The sequence below is a fragment of the Enterococcus sp. AZ009 genome (genome assembly GCF_050548785.1).
GTDB lineage: Bacteria > Bacillota > Bacilli > Lactobacillales > Enterococcaceae > Enterococcus_D > Enterococcus_D entomosocium.
The window spans coordinates 1,210,695-1,226,791 of sequence record NZ_CP172960.1 but is presented as its reverse complement, the minus strand read 5'-3'; the positions used below and the strand labels follow the sequence as shown (position 1 = coordinate 1,226,791).

30 protein-coding genes are annotated in these 16,097 nt (G+C 38.5%); 1 reads left to right on the top strand and 29 read right to left on the bottom strand.

Going from position 1 to position 16,097, the window contains the following annotated elements; translation table 11 throughout:
- Window positions 1–2: 2 nt before the first annotated feature.
- The 18 genes from IGJ74_RS05840 to IGJ74_RS05755 all read right to left on the bottom strand — a co-directional run bounded on the left by IGJ74_RS05840 (window position 3) and on the right by IGJ74_RS05755 (window position 9,163).
- Window positions 3–707, bottom strand: coding sequence for a head maturation protease, ClpP-related (locus IGJ74_RS05840; RefSeq protein ID WP_430608717.1), 705 nt, complete (start codon window positions 705–707; stop codon window positions 3–5).
- Complete coding sequence (locus IGJ74_RS05835; RefSeq protein WP_430608716.1) at window positions 694–1,866, bottom strand: phage portal protein; 1,173 nt, start codon at window positions 1,864–1,866, stop codon at window positions 694–696. Before IGJ74_RS05835 ends, IGJ74_RS05840 begins: the two co-directional genes overlap by 14 nt.
- Before the next feature lie 222 nt (window positions 1,867–2,088).
- Complete coding sequence (locus tag IGJ74_RS05830) at window positions 2,089–3,771, bottom strand: terminase TerL endonuclease subunit (RefSeq protein ID WP_430608715.1); 1,683 nt, start codon at window positions 3,769–3,771, stop codon at window positions 2,089–2,091.
- A complete protein-coding gene (locus IGJ74_RS05825) occupies window positions 3,768–4,079 on the bottom strand; it encodes a P27 family phage terminase small subunit (RefSeq protein WP_010736761.1) in 312 nt (103 codons plus the stop codon). Before IGJ74_RS05825 ends, IGJ74_RS05830 begins: the two co-directional genes overlap by 4 nt.
- 181 nt (window positions 4,080–4,260) lie before the next feature.
- Window positions 4,261–4,575 (bottom strand): HNH endonuclease, encoded by a 315-nt coding sequence (locus IGJ74_RS05820; RefSeq protein WP_428221331.1) that lies wholly within the window; start codon window positions 4,573–4,575, stop codon window positions 4,261–4,263.
- Window positions 4,572–4,901, bottom strand: coding sequence for a hypothetical protein (locus tag IGJ74_RS05815; RefSeq protein ID WP_430608714.1), 330 nt, complete (start codon window positions 4,899–4,901; stop codon window positions 4,572–4,574). The genes IGJ74_RS05820 and IGJ74_RS05815 overlap by 4 nt, the downstream gene beginning before the upstream one ends.
- Window positions 4,902–4,934: 33 nt before the next feature.
- Complete coding sequence (locus tag IGJ74_RS05810) at window positions 4,935–5,543, bottom strand: hypothetical protein (protein WP_430608713.1); 609 nt, start codon at window positions 5,541–5,543, stop codon at window positions 4,935–4,937.
- Window positions 5,544–6,062: 519 nt separating this feature from the next.
- Window positions 6,063–6,533: a hypothetical protein gene (locus IGJ74_RS05805; RefSeq protein WP_430608712.1), complete on the bottom strand. Its 471-nt coding sequence runs from the start codon at window positions 6,531–6,533 to the stop codon at window positions 6,063–6,065.
- A 181-nt stretch (window positions 6,534–6,714) separates the two neighbouring features.
- Entirely contained in the window at window positions 6,715–6,852 is a 138-nt protein-coding gene (locus IGJ74_RS05800) for a hypothetical protein (RefSeq protein WP_428219260.1), read from the bottom strand.
- Between the two features lie 3 nt (window positions 6,853–6,855).
- Complete coding sequence (locus IGJ74_RS05795) at window positions 6,856–7,044, bottom strand: hypothetical protein (RefSeq protein ID WP_430608711.1); 189 nt, start codon at window positions 7,042–7,044, stop codon at window positions 6,856–6,858.
- The gene (locus IGJ74_RS05790; protein ID WP_430608710.1) at window positions 7,034–7,444 is read right to left on the bottom strand and encodes a YopX family protein; all 411 of its coding nucleotides are present in this window, start codon (window positions 7,442–7,444) and stop codon (window positions 7,034–7,036) included. The genes IGJ74_RS05795 and IGJ74_RS05790 overlap by 11 nt, the downstream gene beginning before the upstream one ends.
- A gap of 1 nt (window position 7,445) precedes the next feature.
- A complete protein-coding gene (locus tag IGJ74_RS05785; protein ID WP_428219711.1) occupies window positions 7,446–7,640 on the bottom strand; it encodes a hypothetical protein in 195 nt (64 codons plus the stop codon).
- A gap of 39 nt (window positions 7,641–7,679) precedes the next feature.
- The gene (locus IGJ74_RS05780) at window positions 7,680–7,925 is read right to left on the bottom strand and encodes a hypothetical protein (RefSeq protein WP_325837269.1); all 246 of its coding nucleotides are present in this window, start codon (window positions 7,923–7,925) and stop codon (window positions 7,680–7,682) included.
- A complete protein-coding gene (locus IGJ74_RS05775) occupies window positions 7,925–8,287 on the bottom strand; it encodes a hypothetical protein (protein WP_430608709.1) in 363 nt (120 codons plus the stop codon). Before IGJ74_RS05775 ends, IGJ74_RS05780 begins: the two co-directional genes overlap by 1 nt.
- Before the next feature lie 2 nt (window positions 8,288–8,289).
- The gene (locus IGJ74_RS05770; protein ID WP_159160601.1) at window positions 8,290–8,520 is read right to left on the bottom strand and encodes a hypothetical protein; all 231 of its coding nucleotides are present in this window, start codon (window positions 8,518–8,520) and stop codon (window positions 8,290–8,292) included.
- A gap of 50 nt (window positions 8,521–8,570) precedes the next feature.
- Window positions 8,571–8,789, bottom strand: a complete 219-nt coding sequence (locus tag IGJ74_RS05765) for a hypothetical protein (RefSeq protein WP_144316722.1) — start codon at window positions 8,787–8,789, stop codon at window positions 8,571–8,573.
- 3 nt (window positions 8,790–8,792) lie between these two features.
- Complete coding sequence (locus IGJ74_RS05760) at window positions 8,793–8,972, bottom strand: hypothetical protein (protein ID WP_195493196.1); 180 nt, start codon at window positions 8,970–8,972, stop codon at window positions 8,793–8,795.
- A gap of 47 nt (window positions 8,973–9,019) precedes the next feature.
- Complete coding sequence (locus IGJ74_RS05755) at window positions 9,020–9,163, bottom strand: hypothetical protein (RefSeq protein WP_208769894.1); 144 nt, start codon at window positions 9,161–9,163, stop codon at window positions 9,020–9,022.
- 118 nt (window positions 9,164–9,281) lie between these two features.
- Here IGJ74_RS05755 and IGJ74_RS05750 point away from each other — a divergent pair, with 118 nt between their 5' ends.
- Complete coding sequence (locus tag IGJ74_RS05750) at window positions 9,282–9,467, top strand: DUF6440 family protein (RefSeq protein WP_003126526.1); 186 nt, start codon at window positions 9,282–9,284, stop codon at window positions 9,465–9,467.
- A 60-nt stretch (window positions 9,468–9,527) separates the two neighbouring features.
- Here the strand turns inward: IGJ74_RS05750 and IGJ74_RS05745 are convergent, their stop codons facing one another.
- The 11 genes from IGJ74_RS05745 to IGJ74_RS05695 form a co-directional block, all read right to left on the bottom strand.
- Window positions 9,528–9,800, bottom strand: coding sequence for a hypothetical protein (locus IGJ74_RS05745; RefSeq protein WP_430608708.1), 273 nt, complete (start codon window positions 9,798–9,800; stop codon window positions 9,528–9,530).
- A 23-nt stretch (window positions 9,801–9,823) separates the two neighbouring features.
- On the bottom strand, window positions 9,824–10,822 hold the full coding sequence (locus IGJ74_RS05740; protein WP_430608707.1) for a tyrosine-type recombinase/integrase: 999 nt from the start codon (window positions 10,820–10,822) through the stop codon (window positions 9,824–9,826).
- A 165-nt stretch (window positions 10,823–10,987) separates the two neighbouring features.
- The gene (locus IGJ74_RS05735; protein WP_311811683.1) at window positions 10,988–11,155 is read right to left on the bottom strand and encodes a hypothetical protein; all 168 of its coding nucleotides are present in this window, start codon (window positions 11,153–11,155) and stop codon (window positions 10,988–10,990) included.
- 8 nt (window positions 11,156–11,163) lie between these two features.
- Complete coding sequence (locus IGJ74_RS05730; RefSeq protein WP_430608759.1) at window positions 11,164–11,358, bottom strand: hypothetical protein; 195 nt, start codon at window positions 11,356–11,358, stop codon at window positions 11,164–11,166.
- A complete protein-coding gene (locus IGJ74_RS05725) occupies window positions 11,345–11,941 on the bottom strand; it encodes a hypothetical protein (protein WP_430608706.1) in 597 nt (198 codons plus the stop codon). Before IGJ74_RS05725 ends, IGJ74_RS05730 begins: the two co-directional genes overlap by 14 nt.
- Before the next feature lie 24 nt (window positions 11,942–11,965).
- Window positions 11,966–12,172, bottom strand: a complete 207-nt coding sequence (locus IGJ74_RS05720; RefSeq protein ID WP_034704941.1) for a hypothetical protein — start codon at window positions 12,170–12,172, stop codon at window positions 11,966–11,968.
- Window positions 12,172–12,633: a DUF1064 domain-containing protein gene (locus IGJ74_RS05715; protein WP_412273621.1), complete on the bottom strand. Its 462-nt coding sequence runs from the start codon at window positions 12,631–12,633 to the stop codon at window positions 12,172–12,174. The genes IGJ74_RS05720 and IGJ74_RS05715 overlap by 1 nt, the downstream gene beginning before the upstream one ends.
- 3 nt (window positions 12,634–12,636) lie before the next feature.
- A complete protein-coding gene (locus tag IGJ74_RS05710; RefSeq protein ID WP_213356762.1) occupies window positions 12,637–13,476 on the bottom strand; it encodes an ATP-binding protein in 840 nt (279 codons plus the stop codon).
- A gap of 13 nt (window positions 13,477–13,489) precedes the next feature.
- Window positions 13,490–14,290: a hypothetical protein gene (locus IGJ74_RS05705; protein ID WP_430608705.1), complete on the bottom strand. Its 801-nt coding sequence runs from the start codon at window positions 14,288–14,290 to the stop codon at window positions 13,490–13,492.
- A gap of 12 nt (window positions 14,291–14,302) precedes the next feature.
- Entirely contained in the window at window positions 14,303–15,118 is an 816-nt protein-coding gene (locus IGJ74_RS05700) for a PD-(D/E)XK nuclease-like domain-containing protein (protein WP_430608704.1), read from the bottom strand.
- Window positions 15,081–16,097, bottom strand: coding sequence for a recombinase RecT (locus tag IGJ74_RS05695; RefSeq protein WP_430608703.1), 1,017 nt, complete (start codon window positions 16,095–16,097; stop codon window positions 15,081–15,083). The genes IGJ74_RS05700 and IGJ74_RS05695 overlap by 38 nt, the downstream gene beginning before the upstream one ends.

Genomic DNA, 16,097 nt, shown 5'->3' with positions numbered 1-16,097 from the left:
ATTTATTCTCCTTTTCGCAATCGTGCGATTAATGATTTTGGTTTTGGTTCTTGTTCAACTTGATTTGTTACAGGTTGGCTTAAGTTAGCCATAGCAACAGAAACTGCATCTTGAATCATTGATGCAATATCTTGCGGTTCTTCTTGAGGTTCGGCACGTTTTACAGAATTAGCAAATCCGAATTCGACTGCTTCGTCTGCCGTGAACCATTTTTCTTCATTCATCCATTCACGCAACTGATCAGCTGATTGACCGGTCTTGTCTGAATAAATTGCTAAAATTGAATCATCAATAGTTTCTAAAGCGTTCAGCGTTTTTTGGATATCCTGTTTATTGCCCCAAGCGAATGTTGAAGCTTCATGAATCATCAATGAAGTACCAACGTTCATAATCACTTCATCAGCACCAGCAAGGATAAAGGTTGCGGCGCTTGCTGCTAAACCAGTCACTTCGACAGTGACGTTTGACGGATGATCTTTCAGATAATTGTAAATTTCAATCCCTTCGAATACGTCACCGCCAGGACTATTCAGTTTGATCACAATATTATCTGCGACTGTATCCAGTGATTCACGGATATCTTTCGCATTAATAACATCATCATCACGCCAATATTTCTTTTGGACATTGCCACTCAAGGTGAGAATGTGCTTACCATTTTGGATTTCGTTGGTAAATTGAAACGGTACTTTTTTAACTTTCGGCATTTTTGTTCTCACCCCCTTTCGTTACTTTTTCATAGTTCTTAGTCATTATCAGTTGCTGTCCTTCGCCATTCGGCAATGGATCATAGTCAGTAACTTCACGTACTTCATCACGCAAGAACGTTCCAGAAGAGACGATCTTATCAATCTGAGTAGCATATTCCAGAATGCTGACAGGCAATACTTTAGAAACTTTGATACGTTCGCCGTTCTTGTATTCTTTTTTTGTAATGATTTTCGCCATTAATTCATCCTGAAGCTTCTTCATCAGTGGTGCGATACACAACTTCCGAAAGGCTTGAAGGTTAGAATCAAGTTCAGCTTTTTCACCATAAATAAGCGCCGTAGGAACTCCTATGGCGTTGGCTACATCATCTATCAGCGATGTTTTCATTTTGTTCAGCTCATCAAGTGATTGATTGGAAACCCCTTGTTTGTTGGTGTATTCCTCGTACTCGAATCCTTTGATTTTTGCTACAATTGCTACAGACTTTGTTTTGAATGCATTGTAAACCTTGTCAATATACTCTTGTAATCTTTGACTTCGTGTCTTGCCGTCTTTTCCTTTTTCTTCGTTAATACTCCCGGTCGAATCGATAGACACCGATCCACGAATTTGATTATTTCGCATTGCAATTTCAATGATTCGCCCAAATAACTCGGAATAGTCCTCAAACAAGCCCTTTGTAAAACGATCAAGTTTATCATTGTTGTATTCAATGTAGATCACATCTGACATATTGAAGCTTTTTTGAAATACATAGTTCTTTACTGTTACGCCAGTGAACACATCATCATAAACGGCGTATTCTGTACGAGAAAAATCATCAGCTATCAGCAATTGGTTATCTTCAGTAAAAATGACCAACACTTCGTTGTCGTCCATAAGACGGTAGAAAAACTTTTCCCAGAACGTAGCAGCCGACATATCATTGTTAGGTCGAACATTCAAAATGTATTCCCAATCAGCGGTGCCATCTTTGTTTTTGAACTTTATTTCCAGTGTAGACATTGTTCTTGCAACAAAATCAAGCACTGTGTTCTTGGCCATGATTTTCAGATATGCTCGAGCGGATTCATCGTCACCATAGACAAGATCAGGAATCCAGTCTGAAGGTTCTTCATTACGTATGGACTGCTTAAAGACATCAAATAAACTCACATATTTTCACCACCTTTCAATTGGATTAGATATATGGATCACCTTCACTTTCCGGCAAATCGCCTACCTGATTTATTTTGGATCTGTTCAGGTGGTTTCTTCTTGTATCCTAAAGGTGTTGAAGTTACTTTTGTGAAATAGACTGTATTACCAGCCATTACATTATTTTTTACACGCCCTACATTAAGATATTGAGGTTTATACATAATGATCACTCACTTTCTAAAATTCAATTTCATCCAACATGTCAAAGGCATCATCGTAGTCGTAGTCAATGATTTCATCTGCTCGCCATAGGCAGTATTCAAAAGCCTTAAAACCGTCTGTTTTACGACGAACCTCTTCTTTCTTCTTATAGGATTTGTTTCCGTCACCGTTAGTCTTAACTAGCACATTGTTCGTGTACCAGCGCATCAATGGATTATCACCAAAGATAATGTGATTATTGGCGAAAGCATCTTCAATTCTAGGTGCTAACAGATTATCAGCAGCTGTTGGGTTTCTAATAACTTCGATTTCAAACCCTTCATCCAAAAACAAAGGTCGCAATAAATCCATTCGGAAATTATCGGCTACTATTTTCGTTATGCCGTATTTTTCACGTTGCTCAACAAACCATCCGACAACTGTTTTAGGATCGATTGTGGGCCCATCTATGACCGTCAGAAACCCTTTTTCTTCCCATTCCCTTATTGGTGCAAATTTTTCTTTTGTAGTTTCAGAAGCTTTACGTGAATACCCGTAGTAAATGTCCACAAATTGCTTTCTAACGAACGAATGGGTCTTGAATACATAATCATCCCCATCACGAAACAAAAGCCCACAAGCGGCGAAATCACGCAGACTGGCATAGTCTAAACCGCCAATAGCTTGTTTGCCGATTAGGTTTGTTGGGAATGGTCTGTTGGTTGCCAGAATCTCTTCACGACTAGCCACCGATCGTTCTAAGTCTGTGACAGGTAAATTCATACGTTTAGTCATGAACTCTTCTCGGTTGCTTGGATCGTCTTCCAAATCCTCATATTCTTCCATAACAGTTTCATAAAGATTGTCCGCATACTCAGATAGTGGCTGATGAAACATAGGATTGGCTAATTCCCAGTTGTCAGGATCATTGACCTGTTCTTCTGAGTCCAGTTTGCAAATGAAAGGAAAAAGAGCATTGAAACGGACTGAACCGCTCAACACTCTTTTCGCTTTTTCTTTCATGTTGTCCAAGAACCCCTCACGAACATAACCGTCAGTACCCACATAAAACTCCCTCGGGTTCGGGCGTTTACCAAGCCCACTAATATGGACTTTTACATCTTTGTTGGATTCGTATCGATGGATTTCATCAAAAGCTACTGCTCCATCACGCAATCCATCTTTTGTATCGCCATTACTAGTACGGAATTTTATTTTACTTCCAGTCTTTTTGCTGGTGATCACTGACTTCCCATATTCGAAAGCTTTTTGTAATGTCTTATTCCGTTTGATTGTATTGTATATCTCTTCGAATGAAGTTTTCGCTTGATCCTCACTATTGGCAACAATCGAAACGTTGTAGTCCATGATGCCGTGCATTTCAGTCTGAAGGAAATTCAGCACGACTGACAACAATCCGTTTTTACCACCGCCACGACCAAACATCCAAAGGAACTTTCGGTAGACATTCCGGCCATTCTTTTTGAAATAAAAAAAGATAAATGCGATTAAAAACTTCTGGAATGGCTGCATTGGGAAATACCATTTCTCACCATAAGCAATGCACTTATCAATCATCACATCATCGAAGTAAACATCATCCCGACTAAGAACATCACGTTCTAAATACTCAATTAAATTCGCTCGCTCTTTGTTAAACTTTATTTTCCCTGATTTGAATTGCTCAATATAGTAATCAACGTGTTTTTGATGAATCATGTTAGATCACTCTCATCGTAATCATCTTGATTATCAGTTACTACTTTACCGTTCAAATCATCAAGGTTAAGGTCTTTACCAAGAGCTATAATTGCACGAGAAATCGTAACTTTTTGAGCGATTGCTGGGTTAGTTTTAAGATACGTTTGGGTGCCGTTAAAGCCTTCGACAATTGGTCCGTATTGCTTAACAGCTTTATCCATTTTTCGATAAAGCCTAACTAAATCAAGGTATCTCTCAACTTTTTCAAGTTCCATCTGATCGTTTACGTCAATCTGTCTCAGCAACTGTTTCTTTAAATCTGACATCTTCAAAGGCTCTCACCCCCCTAGCAAAAAATTTTTAGTCATGAATTTGGACAGTTGACCCCTCCCACCGGTTCCCTAGATTGGGATTTGACCCCAAAATAATTCGACCGGGGGTATGTTGGTCCCCACTTTGGCTTGCTTTTCTGTTCATTTTTGGGATTCTGTTTTCTTAGGTAGTCACTCACCACCACTCATCATCCCACTTTCTCTTCTTTGGTTGCCCACGATAGTTCATCCGATCATGTCGCTTGTTGTGACAGTCCTTGCATAATGTTCTTAGATTGTTTGGATCAAACGCTAACTCTGGATTTGTTTCTAACTCTTTGATGTGATCGACTTCCAGTATCGAATCATACTGTGTAGTCAGTCTGCCTTCTGCTTTACACCACAAGCATTCGTAGTGATCTCTCTCAAGTATCGCCTTCCTTAAGTTGCGCCACTTGGTCGATCCATAAAACCTAGCTCGATCCGCTTTGGTTTTGACAACAGGTATCATTGTTCTTTGGCTAATTGCTCTGTGTAGATAGTGATCAACGCACGCTGCACTTGTAAGATTCCATCTACTCCAAGCTGAGTAACATCCAACTTCATTCGCTCTTTCAGAAGGGTTGCATTAACAGGCGCCTCAAGCGATCGCTTTATCGTGTAATAGTTCAGTGCTGCAAGTTCATCTACCTTCAGTCCGTAAGCCGTAATGATTTTCCAGAACAGATCAGCAATAGCATCAATGTCCTTCTCTTCTCGTAACTGAGTTAGCATCTTGATGTAATCATCTTGTTTCTCTTTAACAGATTTCTTTTTATGGTCCTGCGGTTTTTTCATACTCATCTCTCCTTATCCAAAATAAAAAGACCTTTACAGGTCTTTTTTGATTTTATTAATTTCAGCTAAATCATCAAGAAATTCAGCCGTATTACTTGCTGCGTAAAAAAAAGAAGCTGCCTGTTTTTCAGAACCTGAAATAGCACTTTGAAGCGTCCTTTTTTCATCAATTACAAACCTATCGGATCGCTTTTCAAGTTTTCTAACGTCATCCTTCATGTTGTTGATATTCGAATCTAGCATCTGTTTTGCGAAAAAGTATCTTGTTTTCATCGCTGAACTTAGAGAACTTAAATCTTTATCTTGAAACATCTGGCAATTGGCTTCTAAAATTCCAACCATCCTTGAAGTCTCATTCTCAAAATAATCAAAACCTCCGCTCTTCAGCCTTTGATGATAGGTATTCATGGTTTCTGCAGACATTAGAAAAGTTCTAGAAATAAGCTCAAGATCATCTTCATCTTGTTTCTTTAATCTATTAGTTTCATCTATTTTTCGTTTCGCTTCATCGGCTTTTTTCTGTTTTAAATCTTCATTTCGGTTTTTCTTATCATAGATTCTTTGGAGGAATACTCCAATAACTGTACCGAATATTGTAAAAAACGCATTTATCACAACATCGTTTAATACGATAGATTCCATAAATTCTTCCACCCCTTTTTTAAGATTATACATCAAGGTGATAGCTTTCTTAACTGTTATTTGAATTTCACGTACCCGTCTCTGTTAATCAGTGCCTTTACCAGTACAATCTCTTATAAATAAACCGTGTTTTTAAATTTAAAGATTTTTCGATTCGCTCACATAATAATTGCTTTTTATACTTTGCACGATTTTGGATGTCATAGATTTTAATCATCCATTCTAGTTCCGTGAAATCTAACGTTTTGAGTAATCTCATCAGTACAACTCCTATCATTTAAACATAATAAAAAGACAGCACTAGCGAACTTCGAAATGAGGAGATTCACCTCTTTCAAAAAATTGTGCTGTCTTTCGTATCCGTCAAAGAAGTAAAGCGATGAGGGATTAGCCCCCTTTCGGTATTTGGATTAGTGTGAGTAGTCCAATAACCGTTTCTCCGTTTCTTCTACGCTATTACTATACCCCGTTTAAATCAAGAAATATACACAGGCTTTGAGGTCGCATTTTGTGGCAATGTCAAAACAAGCTTAATTGATCTTGATCCGCTGAATAGTAGTCCATTTCTTCTTGCTTCTTCAAGCGTTCCTCTCGCCGTGCCTCATACTCATCCACGAATGATAATGTCTTGCGAATCTCTGTATGCCGCTTTCTGATATAAGATACGCTGTAACCTGTCTCATCTGCTATATCATAAACATCCATGTCATCAATATACTTTAATTTAACAATTTGATTGTCTGCACCGCTGAACGAATCAATCAATTCCATCAGTTCAACTTTTTCTTTTTCAAGCAGCTCTAGTTCATTCTCTATGATCCTGATGTTTTCTTCCAACGATGATGATCTTGAATTTTTTTCAAGGCGCACGTTTGCTAAATCACCGTTGACCCATCGATCTAATTCCAACCTACTCTTGTTAAGATTCCATTTCATGAAGAGTATTTGTCCTTCTAAGTCTTGGTAGTTTTTAAGCCATTGAAATCTCACAAACGCCACCCCTTTATGGTAAAATAGTCTTGTCATAGGTCGCTTACCCAAAAGGTAGTGGCTTTTTTATATATCAAAATGTGAGCCATGTTGATGTTCTTCATCAATGATCAAACTCTTCAAAGTCTTGCCAAGGACTTTTTTATTTATGGTTCCGTTCGCCTTGGCTTTTTCTAGTAACTTACGCTTCTTCTTTTTTACTTTCGATTTTTTCTTTGGCAATGGCTTGCTTCTCCTTTTCATCTAATTCTTTACCGAAAATCACACTTGCAACCACTGTCGCTACGACTGCGAGAAAAATCGCTACTGCAAAGTCCATCATTTATCCTCCACTTTCCATCGCATCTCGCACTAGCGGATCATTGATAATAATCTTGTACTTCAATTGCTCGTGCTGCAGCTGTTCTTGTAACTGCTCAATTTGCTTCTGCTGGTCAACTATTGTATAGGATAGCCAACTTAAGCCAGCGATTGTCAGCAGTATTATGATGATTGAGTGGCTAGTTTTCATTGGCTTGCTCCAGTAGTTCTGGGTTTTCGTAGATGTTGCCGATGACTTTTACTTTTTTAACCGTTCTCCATAAGTGATAATGTTTTGTAGAAAAACCGCAGATTGAATTATCCCAAAACACTTCTTGTGGTTTTTCGCTGTATTCCCAAACTATTATATCTCCCTCGAAAATCTCAACGCCTTTCAAGTCTTTCAAGCCTGTTGACTGACCAACAGTTTCTGGCACAATTTCAAAACAAACCAAATTTTCTAATCTATACTTAGCTGGTGCTCCGCCATATCCTCCTACAACATCAGTTCCTTTCGGGCTGATGAAGTGTCGACCATCATTGAAGTAAAATAGATGTCCGTACACCCATTCTCCTGTTTCAATATTTCTACCTCTAAATCTCGGTACCATCTTATCCCTCCTGTTCAATCAAACGAATAGCGGGCCCGCAAGCAAACTCATTGTTAAATCTGTAAATATTTTTCCTTACAGAATCCAGATCTTCTTCTTTGACTTCTTGATTCATTTTGTATGAAAAATTTGCCCAATCATTAAAAGAATCAAGCCAGCCTTGTTCCTCGTTGTCAGTGGTAATGATGTATTTCATTCTTATCCCTCCTGTTTGCTATCGCTGACGATTGCGGAATTAATCGATAAACTTTATTAAATCATGTTCGTATAGCGATATCGTTCCGTCATTCATTTCTACTACTGCGTAGAGATTTGACCTTTCTCCATACTCGTTAGCAGCATATTCGGATATCCATTGATGAAATTTTCCTTTTGTCTTTGTGTCAGTGTACTCACGACTAACGCAATAACGAGTACCAGTTGCAGCTGTGTAGTCCCACTCTTCTTTTTTCTCACGAATGACTACTGCTCTAAGAGTCATCACTCTGCCTCCTGTTCCGAATACTGTTTTAAATACTCACTTACCATTTCCAGTTTTTGTTGATTGGTCAAACTTTGGTAAGCAGCTTCTACGCAACTTAATGGTAAATCAGGAAAATGGTCACTTGGTGTGGCTTCCAAAAATAAATCAGATATCGATTCCAGAGGGTCACCGGTGTAGCATTCATTTTCTTGCATCCAGATGACTAGTGCTTTCTGATTCTCGTTGAGTTGCGGAGCGCTTTTCAATTCTACCGTGGCCAACTCCCTTAGTTGATTTTCTGCATCCAGAGTAGTCATATCTGTAATCCAATAATTATTCCAAATATCTAATACCTCTGATTTATTTACTAATTCACTCACATTCACCCCTCGCTTTCTGCTGTTTTTTCAGTTAAACGATAATCAATTCGCACATAGACATTCCGGCCACCGGCTTCATCAATCGTTGGCGCGGTATGCTCGTCTTGGAATATTGCATCTTCTACAGTTACTTCTCCATTGGATAACGATTGACGGAATGATTCTAATTTCTGGATTGTTTCATCCAAGAATTTTACTTGTTGATCTGTTGTTATTGATATATCTTTACTCATCTCTATTTACCTCTTTCTTTTTACTTTCTGCTATTTCGTCGGATAGCTAACTATGCACCAAAACTCATCGTATTAGCCGCAGCTTTTAAATAAGCATTTCGATTAAGCGCTGATTGAAACCTTACAACTAATAAATGTCCATCACTGTGTGCAATTTCATGCGGTGTTAAGCTGTTTGAAAATTTATCTAGTTCTTTTTGAAGTTCATCTTTTCCCATCTCACTTGTATCAAAAACTCTATAAAGCCAAACTACATCTTCATCTTTCATAATCTAATCCTCCAGTTTCACAATCTCACGCCGTCTCTTCTTAAGTTTGCTCATTCTCGCAATCCCAGTCGGCGTGCTATACCACAAAACAGTGTCAATCTTGATACCTAACCGTTTTGCCACTTCTTGCGGTGTTCCCTCAAAAACGAATTGATCTTGCTCGTATACTCCGTAAATTGCCAATTTGCCTCACTCCTTCAGTTGGTTATTTTGGTGGATTACTGATTTAATCATGTGGTGCCTAAATCAAGAATGTTGTAATTATCGTTGTACTCCAACCAAGGTTCTTCGCATACTTCCCCACCAACTGTTGTGGTAACTTTTGCATCAGATGGATAGTTTTTTAGTTCCTCAATTAGTTCAGCAACTGTCATTTCTTCCCCTCCTATTCCGCTATCTCTGTCATGACTAAATTTTCATATCTACAAACATTTATAGTATTTATTTATTTTGTTTGTTTATTATGGTATTTTATTTAAAAGGAGTGATTCTATGGCGAACAATATTGAATTTGAAGTTGAAAAAGTTTATAAAGGCAGAACCAACGAAATCTTTGTTATTACTGATCCCGAGACACAGGTACAATATATTCAAACAATTGTTATCGGTTCTGACGGAAAAGGCGTCGCAATTACACCAAGACTAGAGCCAGATGGAAGTATTCATTATAAGGATTAATTAGATCAACTTGTGTTGGTCTTTTTTCTTTCCAAGTTGGTAATTTCTTCCGCTTACTGACTAACTGCCACTAACGTATTTCCTTAAACTATGCAGTCCTTTACCACGTCTTTTCGTTTTACGATCAATCCAAGTACCAGTTGTTCCCCAATAATCAATCATGCCTTTCGGTGTATTGATTGCAAATTGGTGATTATTTGGATAATGCTTAAATTCAAAACCTAAAGCTGCAACATTTTTTAATGATGAGTTACCTATACGATTAACATGTTGGGCCCTTCGTTCCTTCAGATACGGTTTTACATCTTTCCAATATTCGCCCATGTCTCCCATAAATTACCTCTTTCTTCCGCTTCTTAACTAACAAATTTTTGATGCGACAGCTTTAATTCCTCGTCGCCGATCATCGAATATTTCAGCGTTGTATCGATTGACTCATGGCCCAAGAAGTTCATCACCAATTCGATCGGCATCCCGTGCCTTCTTGCCAAGGTGGCTGCAGTACGTCTGAATCTATGCGGATGAACATTTGCCACACCTGCTCGATTGCCCAAACGCTTTACTAGCTTCTGAACTCCTGCAGACGTCATCTCCTTGCCTGCTGTTTGTCCGAAGAATATTGGACCAGTAATATGTGGCATGTCTTTCAGATAGTGGTTCAAAGCTATCTTCGCTTTCGCATTCAAGTATAACGTTCGCTGCTTATTGCCTTTCCCAATGACAGTGATAGAATCATTTTCTTGATCGTAATCCCGAAAATTCAGTGAAACTAATTCTGAGACACGACATCCGGTACTCAGCAGCAGTTCAATAACAAGTGCTTCTTTAGAATTTGCTGTTGCCGATCGCAACTTTTCAACTTCTAGCTCACTGAATTCCTGTTTCCTACGCTTGGGTACTTTGATGGCTTCTACTCTTGTCCCAGGATCTTTTGCGATATATTCCTCGTTGCATAACCATTTGAAGAATCGAACAATACAACCTCGTTCTCTTGCTAGCGTGCCTTTGCTAACCCTATCGATCATTTCCCTGTTGGCAATAAACAATCGAATGTCGTTAGTAGTAACATCACTGAATGGCTTCCTAACGCTCCTCATGAAGAGATTGATTGTCTGCATGTAAAGATTCAAAGTTCCGCTTGAAAGTCCCTGTATCTTCTTAGAAACGAAGAATTGCTTATATGCTGCAATATCAGAAGTTTCATCGTAAATCATAACCTCATTTTTCTGTTCAGTAATTAGATATTTCGAACACTCAATTGTTAAAACATCATTTAACCGTCTCAGTTGTTTAGAATCCATTAACGGTTCAACATCCATCAAAATATGGTTGATAAGTTTTTCTACACTTTTCAACAGCAGACCTCATTTCAATCTATTTGTTCAAAAAGTATCGAATAATCATCGATCTTTAAAGATTTGGCTATATCTTCGACAGTCCGCAATTGAATGCCAGCTCTTCTCTGTCTTGCGATTTCGTGAGTTTTTCTCAAAGTTACTTCCTTAGTTTTTAAGTGCCAGTCAACGTTTGTCCAAAATACTTCGAGAATGTCCATTTCCCCACTCCTTCGTTTCTTTGCGAACAGCAGCACCATCTTTATTGCAGACCGGACAGTTGATTGCTACTGCCCGGTCAAACATATCTTTTCCCCAAATAATCCTTTCGCCTTTACATCGATTGCATTTCATGGGATCACCTACTTAATCTGGTTACTTTCCAACAAGTGAAGGTACAATAAACCAACATCGATCAATTTCTCATTCATGATTTGAGCAACTTCGCTAGGCTTAAACCCTTTATCAAAGAGATCTTTTGCTTGGTTAATCACACCAACGTTCCAATAGAATTTTGCATCTTCCAGAATAATTATTTTGCCGTCATTCATTCCCATCCGAATCACCTGAAAACTCTTTGAAGATAACTTCATCTTTTTTCTTGCTCCAAGTATCAGCGAATGGTGCGAAGTATTGACGAGAGATCTCAATCTGATCAATCAATGCATCTTCAGACATTTCATAAACAGCAGCTACTTCGGAAATTTTCTCGCCTTCATCAATTTGAATTAATACATCACGAGGATTGATTGTGATGCTGTCTGGTAACGGTAACGAGGTAGCGGTTTTGATGAATTCATCAATAGTATCTTTGGAAACTTGGATCTCAACCATTTCAATTTCTTCAACACCATCACCCACATCTAATGAAGTTTGTTCTTCTTTCAAGACCTCAATTGTTCCATCGCTATTTACTGCATAATTGACGTTCGGACGTTTAGTCTGTTTATTGATAGGAAGCGTGTAGCCGACTGTTTCAGGTTGGATAGTAACTGATACTGTCTTGCCTAAAAAGTCGCTCAAATCGTCATAGCGGCCTTTCAGTGATCCATTGTTTACCACTAGTAGCACTTCCACGTTTCCGTTTGATTTTGATGTAGCCTTTTTTACCTCTGGTCGAAAGTTTACTTGTTTAGTCATTTTTGTTTTCCTCCAAATTGTTTTTTATAAAAGATTTTTTCTAGATCGAACTGCAACTAACTTCGATTGTTTCTTGCTACTCCGTTCGTTTGCCGGTCGTGTTCGCCACATCTGTTCTAGCTTTCGAGCGAGTGTCACTGCTTTTGATTCGGTACAGGTTTGGCTGATTTGATATTTCACATCGCCGTTTACGTCCAGAAATTGAACATACCATTCTTTAGACTTCTCCATCACTTGGTTCCCTCCAATTTTCTCTTGCGACGATCGCTTGCTCTTTTGCGCTGCTGACGAGCTGATTCAAAGCAACTCATTTCCTCGAATCTATTGGTTTTAGAATTGAACTTTGCAAAGGTCACTGGGAACCCATAGCGGTTAGCAAACATCTTCATTTTCAACATTGAGATTGCATCTTGATATCCTTTGACATCGACTACCTTAACCAGCTTGCCTTCTTCATAAATGACGAAATCCGCTCGATAATGTATTGGCGCTACCTTCAATCCGTCACTATAGAATCCATCTTGCAAGATCATATTTTTTTGCATTTCGCAAAAATTATCTGATATTGGTAAAAAGCTCATCCCTTTTTGTTTCAAGATTTTGTAGTATCTGGCTTCGGCTTTTGAATCAAAGAGAATGCCATCTACTTCATGTTTAGTATTTCCGTACTTACTTCTAGTTTTTGTAACCAATAGCTACACCGCCCTTAATCGTTTATCTGCTGTAGTTACGAACTTAAATGCGAATCCTTTTGAATTTTTGAATAATCGAGATACTATTCTTTCTCCATATGCGTTCTTCATTTCTTTTCCAGTCAAATTTGTAGTTAAAATAATCGCCTGATTTTGGCGAGCTTCTAAGATTGAGTTCAATGTGTCATTATTGAAATTCGTGCTACTACTATAAGTAGTTCCTCCTAGTTCAGACCCCAAATCATCGATCACCACAAGATCAGCTGTTTTAATGTCTTTCATTAGCGAACCTTGAATTTCCTTTCTCAATTGCTCGTCATTGAATGAATACTTGATTTGCTCCAACAATTCACGATAGCTAATAAACAGACATTTTTTGTCATAATCTGACCGTTTAATAATTTCCCAAGTAGCAGCCATGGCTAGATGACTTTTACCGCTACCTGACTTTCCATTCAAAGCAAGATGTTTGGGTTCACCACTCAGTACAGCTTCTACAAAACTTTTCGTGATATTGACAGCAGTCTCTGTTTCAACATCAATAATTTTGTAATTATCAAAAGAACAGTCAAACAAAGATTTGTCGGTAATCACTGACCCAAATTTAAAGAAATTGAGTGTTTTGTTTTTTAGGCTTTCGTTGTAGATGCGTTCCGTTTGAATATCTTCTTTGCGTTTAAGATCATAAAATCCGCATTTCATACACGTAGGCGCACACCGTTCCGAACCATCTTTATTTTTTGCACGATAGCCATACAAGTTACCGCCGCACTCTGGACATTCGCCCCTTACAATGAGTACTTTTTCTATCAGAATCTGCATACCTTTGGCTATGCTTTCCATTTTTCACCTCAATCTATATAGGCAGATCATCATACTCATCTGAACCTGTATTTTGTAGTTTGTTAGTTCCGCTTGTTGCTCTAGGCTTGTCCTTTTGAGCCTTCATTTTGTCAAAATGCTTTCTTAGACTTGAAGGTGACAAAACAACAGTGCTCCAAAATTCATGTTGAGAAGCCCACACAATCATTTCTTGAACTTCTTTTCCTGATCGTTTGTCTGATTCGATTGTTAATCGAATTGTATTCGCCCAATCATCAAGGTTCGGTTCTTTGATGTCTTGGTTCTTTTTGATTAGTTTGAAAAGAGTCTTTGCCAGAATTTTATTAGGGTCGTCGTCTTCGTAAACGCGCTTTTTGCGTTTGTTGCGAGGACTATTATTATTCTTATCATTCTTATCATTCTTATAGTTCTTGTTAGTTGTTAGCTGCTTGTTAGTTGCTTGTGAGTTGCTTGTGACTTCCTTTGTTAGGTCAACGTCCTTAGACTGGTAAACCTCCCAATTGACAATGGTTATAAGCCTATTTTTGTTTGTTGGTTTGTTTGTTAGAAATTCGTATTTTTCAAATCTCTTTAGAGCAGTCCTTACATTCTGCATAGAGATCCCTTTACCGCATTTTCTTTTGATACTTTCTAGTGATGTGACGAATTGACCAGGACTAGCTTTATAAGGTTCACCTTGCCATTCCCATTCTTTTTCCTCATGATTCGCCATAGAAAGAAGTGTGATCAATATGACTTTTTGCTCTGGTGTAGATTCTTGCCATATTGGTTTTTCAAGTAATTGGCGGTAAAGCTTTATCCATCCTCCGGTCATTTACTCACCACCTTACAAGTCGTTCATACTTGTAAATCCGGTTATTCGTTGATTCGCCCGGCAATACTCACAAGTTCCACAAGCTTCTGGTTTTTCTTCACCCATTTTTATCCGTTGAATACGATCGATGTTGTCTCTTAAGTTGATTAACTCGAACGACATTTTATCCTCGTCCAGCGTGATCAACTTCGCTTCGCTTGGTGTATGCTTAGAAACTGCTGCGATTATAGGAACGAAATCTTTTCCGTATTGCTGCTTGAGTAATTCGCAGTAAACAGCCATCTGCAAGACGTACCCAAAATTTTCAATGAAGGTGCAGCGTTGACCGTAAACCTCATTCCATTTTCTTTCATGAATATCTTTACTTGTTTTGATATCTACGAAATAGTCATCTTCGAGATTTAAGCAATCAATTTTCCCCTTCCAATCGACACCAAACAGTTCCCCAGTTACGATCACTTCTTTTTCGCCTTGATATAAATTCAGGAACGCATCTTCGATAATCAATCGGTCGATCATCTGTTCAGCGATCTTGAAATCTTTCAAAAGTCCATAAGGTTTTCTAGAAGAAAACATCCTGTTTTTATTTTCTTCCTTGAATTTTTCGTGAACAGCTAGGTCCTCAAAATAAGAATGGACGTAATTTCCAACTAATAAAGCGATCGGATCAGATGATGGTTGCCAGTCACCTTTTAGTTTGGCTAAAGCAGCCGCAGGACATTTGAGAAAGTTTTTGTATTGAGATACCGACATGTATTGCCAGTCCGCTTCATTTCCGTAGTAATTATCATCAGAAAGGATAATCTTCTTCTTTGAGGATTCCTTCATCGCTGATACCTTCCTCTCTGTCAAAGTTAGGAATTATGCCGAGATCACCTTGGACAGGTTCTGCTTCTTCTGCTGCTTTTTCTAACGATTCCAAATCAACTGGTTGTTCGTCCTCCTCCTGCTCAACAGCCTCTTTCGGTTTCATCAAGTCTTCGATTGGTGATGATTCTTCAACTGGTTCTGCTTGCTTAATACCCATTTTCTGTTGGAGTTTATTTTCAATCGCTTGAACCTTTACCGGTTCTGCAGGTTTAATTTCACGATCATCAAATTCATTTTCAAGTGTATCTTTTGCAGCCTGAACGAATAAATCATTGTCATTGCTCGTGTTGATTAAAGCTTTAGCTGCTCGGTTGATCACCGTACGCTTTGCCATTTCTTCTGGAAATTCTTTTTGAGGTCCAGATCCCTTCATTTTTGACTTAGCCCAACTCTGATCGATTTGTTTCTTGGTCATGACTGTTGTGGTTTGCTTGCCATTAGCAAGCTTGATCACTACATAAGCAGCAACTATTTCATTATCTAGATTTTCAAAACTGGTATCGTGTTTAGTGACTACCATGTTTGGTCCATCCATACCCACTTGAAAATCATCGCCTTTTCGTACAACTACAGGAGTGATGTCAGCTCCGCCTGTTACTCGATCAAGAACTGCCATGGTGCCAAAATATGAACGCATAAGCTGTACTTTGTTTCCATACTTGATGAAGTAACATTGTTTCTTCGCAGGCGATAAGCCTTGGATAACCATGTCCAACAGGGCATTAGAAATTGATGTCTTCGTTTCTTGGTTGTTAGCAGCCGCTTGAAGCAAGTTGCCTGCTGTGTTGTTTGTAAGTTCAAAGAAAGCACTCTTTAATGCATTCTGTGGGCTGTAATTTGGTGGCATTTCTAACCCTTGATCTTTTAACCGATCTAGATTGCCAATTACTTGCTCGTCTAATGAACGTTGTGTTGTTTGAGTTAAATCATTTGCCAT

Bases quoted from the DNA above. Each gene is read 5' to 3' on its own strand.
- IGJ74_RS05830 (WP_430608715.1), bottom strand. From the start codon at position 3,771: ATGATTCATCAAAAACACGTTGATTACTATATTGAGCAATTCAAATCA.
- IGJ74_RS05720 (WP_034704941.1), bottom strand. From the start codon at position 12,172: ATGGAGAAGTCTAAAGAATGGTATGTTCAATTTCTGGACGTAAACGGC.
- IGJ74_RS05705 (WP_430608705.1), bottom strand. From the start codon at position 14,290: ATGACCGGAGGATGGATAAAGCTTTACCGCCAATTACTTGAAAAACCA.
- IGJ74_RS05840 (WP_430608717.1), bottom strand. From the start codon at position 707: ATGCCGAAAGTTAAAAAAGTACCGTTTCAATTTACCAACGAAATCCAA.
- IGJ74_RS05790 (WP_430608710.1), bottom strand. From the start codon at position 7,444: ATGGTACCGAGATTTAGAGGTAGAAATATTGAAACAGGAGAATGGGTG.
- IGJ74_RS05730 (WP_430608759.1), bottom strand. From the start codon at position 11,358: ATGGGAATGAATGACGGCAAAATAATTATTCTGGAAGATGCAAAATTC.
- IGJ74_RS05770 (WP_159160601.1), bottom strand. From the start codon at position 8,520: ATGAGTAAAGATATATCAATAACAACAGATCAACAAGTAAAATTCTTG.
- IGJ74_RS05695 (WP_430608703.1), bottom strand. From the start codon at position 16,097: ATGGCAAATGATTTAACTCAAACAACACAACGTTCATTAGACGAGCAA.
- IGJ74_RS05810 (WP_430608713.1), bottom strand. From the start codon at position 5,543: ATGGAATCTATCGTATTAAACGATGTTGTGATAAATGCGTTTTTTACA.
- IGJ74_RS05725 (WP_430608706.1), bottom strand. From the start codon at position 11,941: ATGACTAAACAAGTAAACTTTCGACCAGAGGTAAAAAAGGCTACATCA.
- IGJ74_RS05765 (WP_144316722.1), bottom strand. From the start codon at position 8,789: ATGAAAGATGAAGATGTAGTTTGGCTTTATAGAGTTTTTGATACAAGT.
- IGJ74_RS05710 (WP_213356762.1), bottom strand. From the start codon at position 13,476: ATGGAAAGCATAGCCAAAGGTATGCAGATTCTGATAGAAAAAGTACTC.
- IGJ74_RS05785 (WP_428219711.1), bottom strand. From the start codon at position 7,640: ATGAAATACATCATTACCACTGACAACGAGGAACAAGGCTGGCTTGAT.
- IGJ74_RS05780 (WP_325837269.1), bottom strand. From the start codon at position 7,925: ATGACTCTTAGAGCAGTAGTCATTCGTGAGAAAAAAGAAGAGTGGGAC.
- IGJ74_RS05750 (WP_003126526.1), top strand. From the start codon at position 9,282: ATGGCGAACAATATTGAATTTGAAGTTGAAAAAGTTTATAAAGGCAGA.
- IGJ74_RS05820 (WP_428221331.1), bottom strand. From the start codon at position 4,575: ATGATACCTGTTGTCAAAACCAAAGCGGATCGAGCTAGGTTTTATGGA.
- IGJ74_RS05815 (WP_430608714.1), bottom strand. From the start codon at position 4,901: ATGAAAAAACCGCAGGACCATAAAAAGAAATCTGTTAAAGAGAAACAA.
- IGJ74_RS05745 (WP_430608708.1), bottom strand. From the start codon at position 9,800: ATGGGAGACATGGGCGAATATTGGAAAGATGTAAAACCGTATCTGAAG.
- IGJ74_RS05735 (WP_311811683.1), bottom strand. From the start codon at position 11,155: ATGAAATGCAATCGATGTAAAGGCGAAAGGATTATTTGGGGAAAAGAT.
- IGJ74_RS05755 (WP_208769894.1), bottom strand. From the start codon at position 9,163: ATGACAGTTGCTGAACTAATTGAGGAACTAAAAAACTATCCATCTGAT.
- IGJ74_RS05825 (WP_010736761.1), bottom strand. From the start codon at position 4,079: ATGTCAGATTTAAAGAAACAGTTGCTGAGACAGATTGACGTAAACGAT.
- IGJ74_RS05795 (WP_430608711.1), bottom strand. From the start codon at position 7,044: ATGAAAACTAGCCACTCAATCATCATAATACTGCTGACAATCGCTGGC.
- IGJ74_RS05800 (WP_428219260.1), bottom strand. From the start codon at position 6,852: ATGGACTTTGCAGTAGCGATTTTTCTCGCAGTCGTAGCGACAGTGGTT.
- IGJ74_RS05700 (WP_430608704.1), bottom strand. From the start codon at position 15,118: ATGAAGGAATCCTCAAAGAAGAAGATTATCCTTTCTGATGATAATTAC.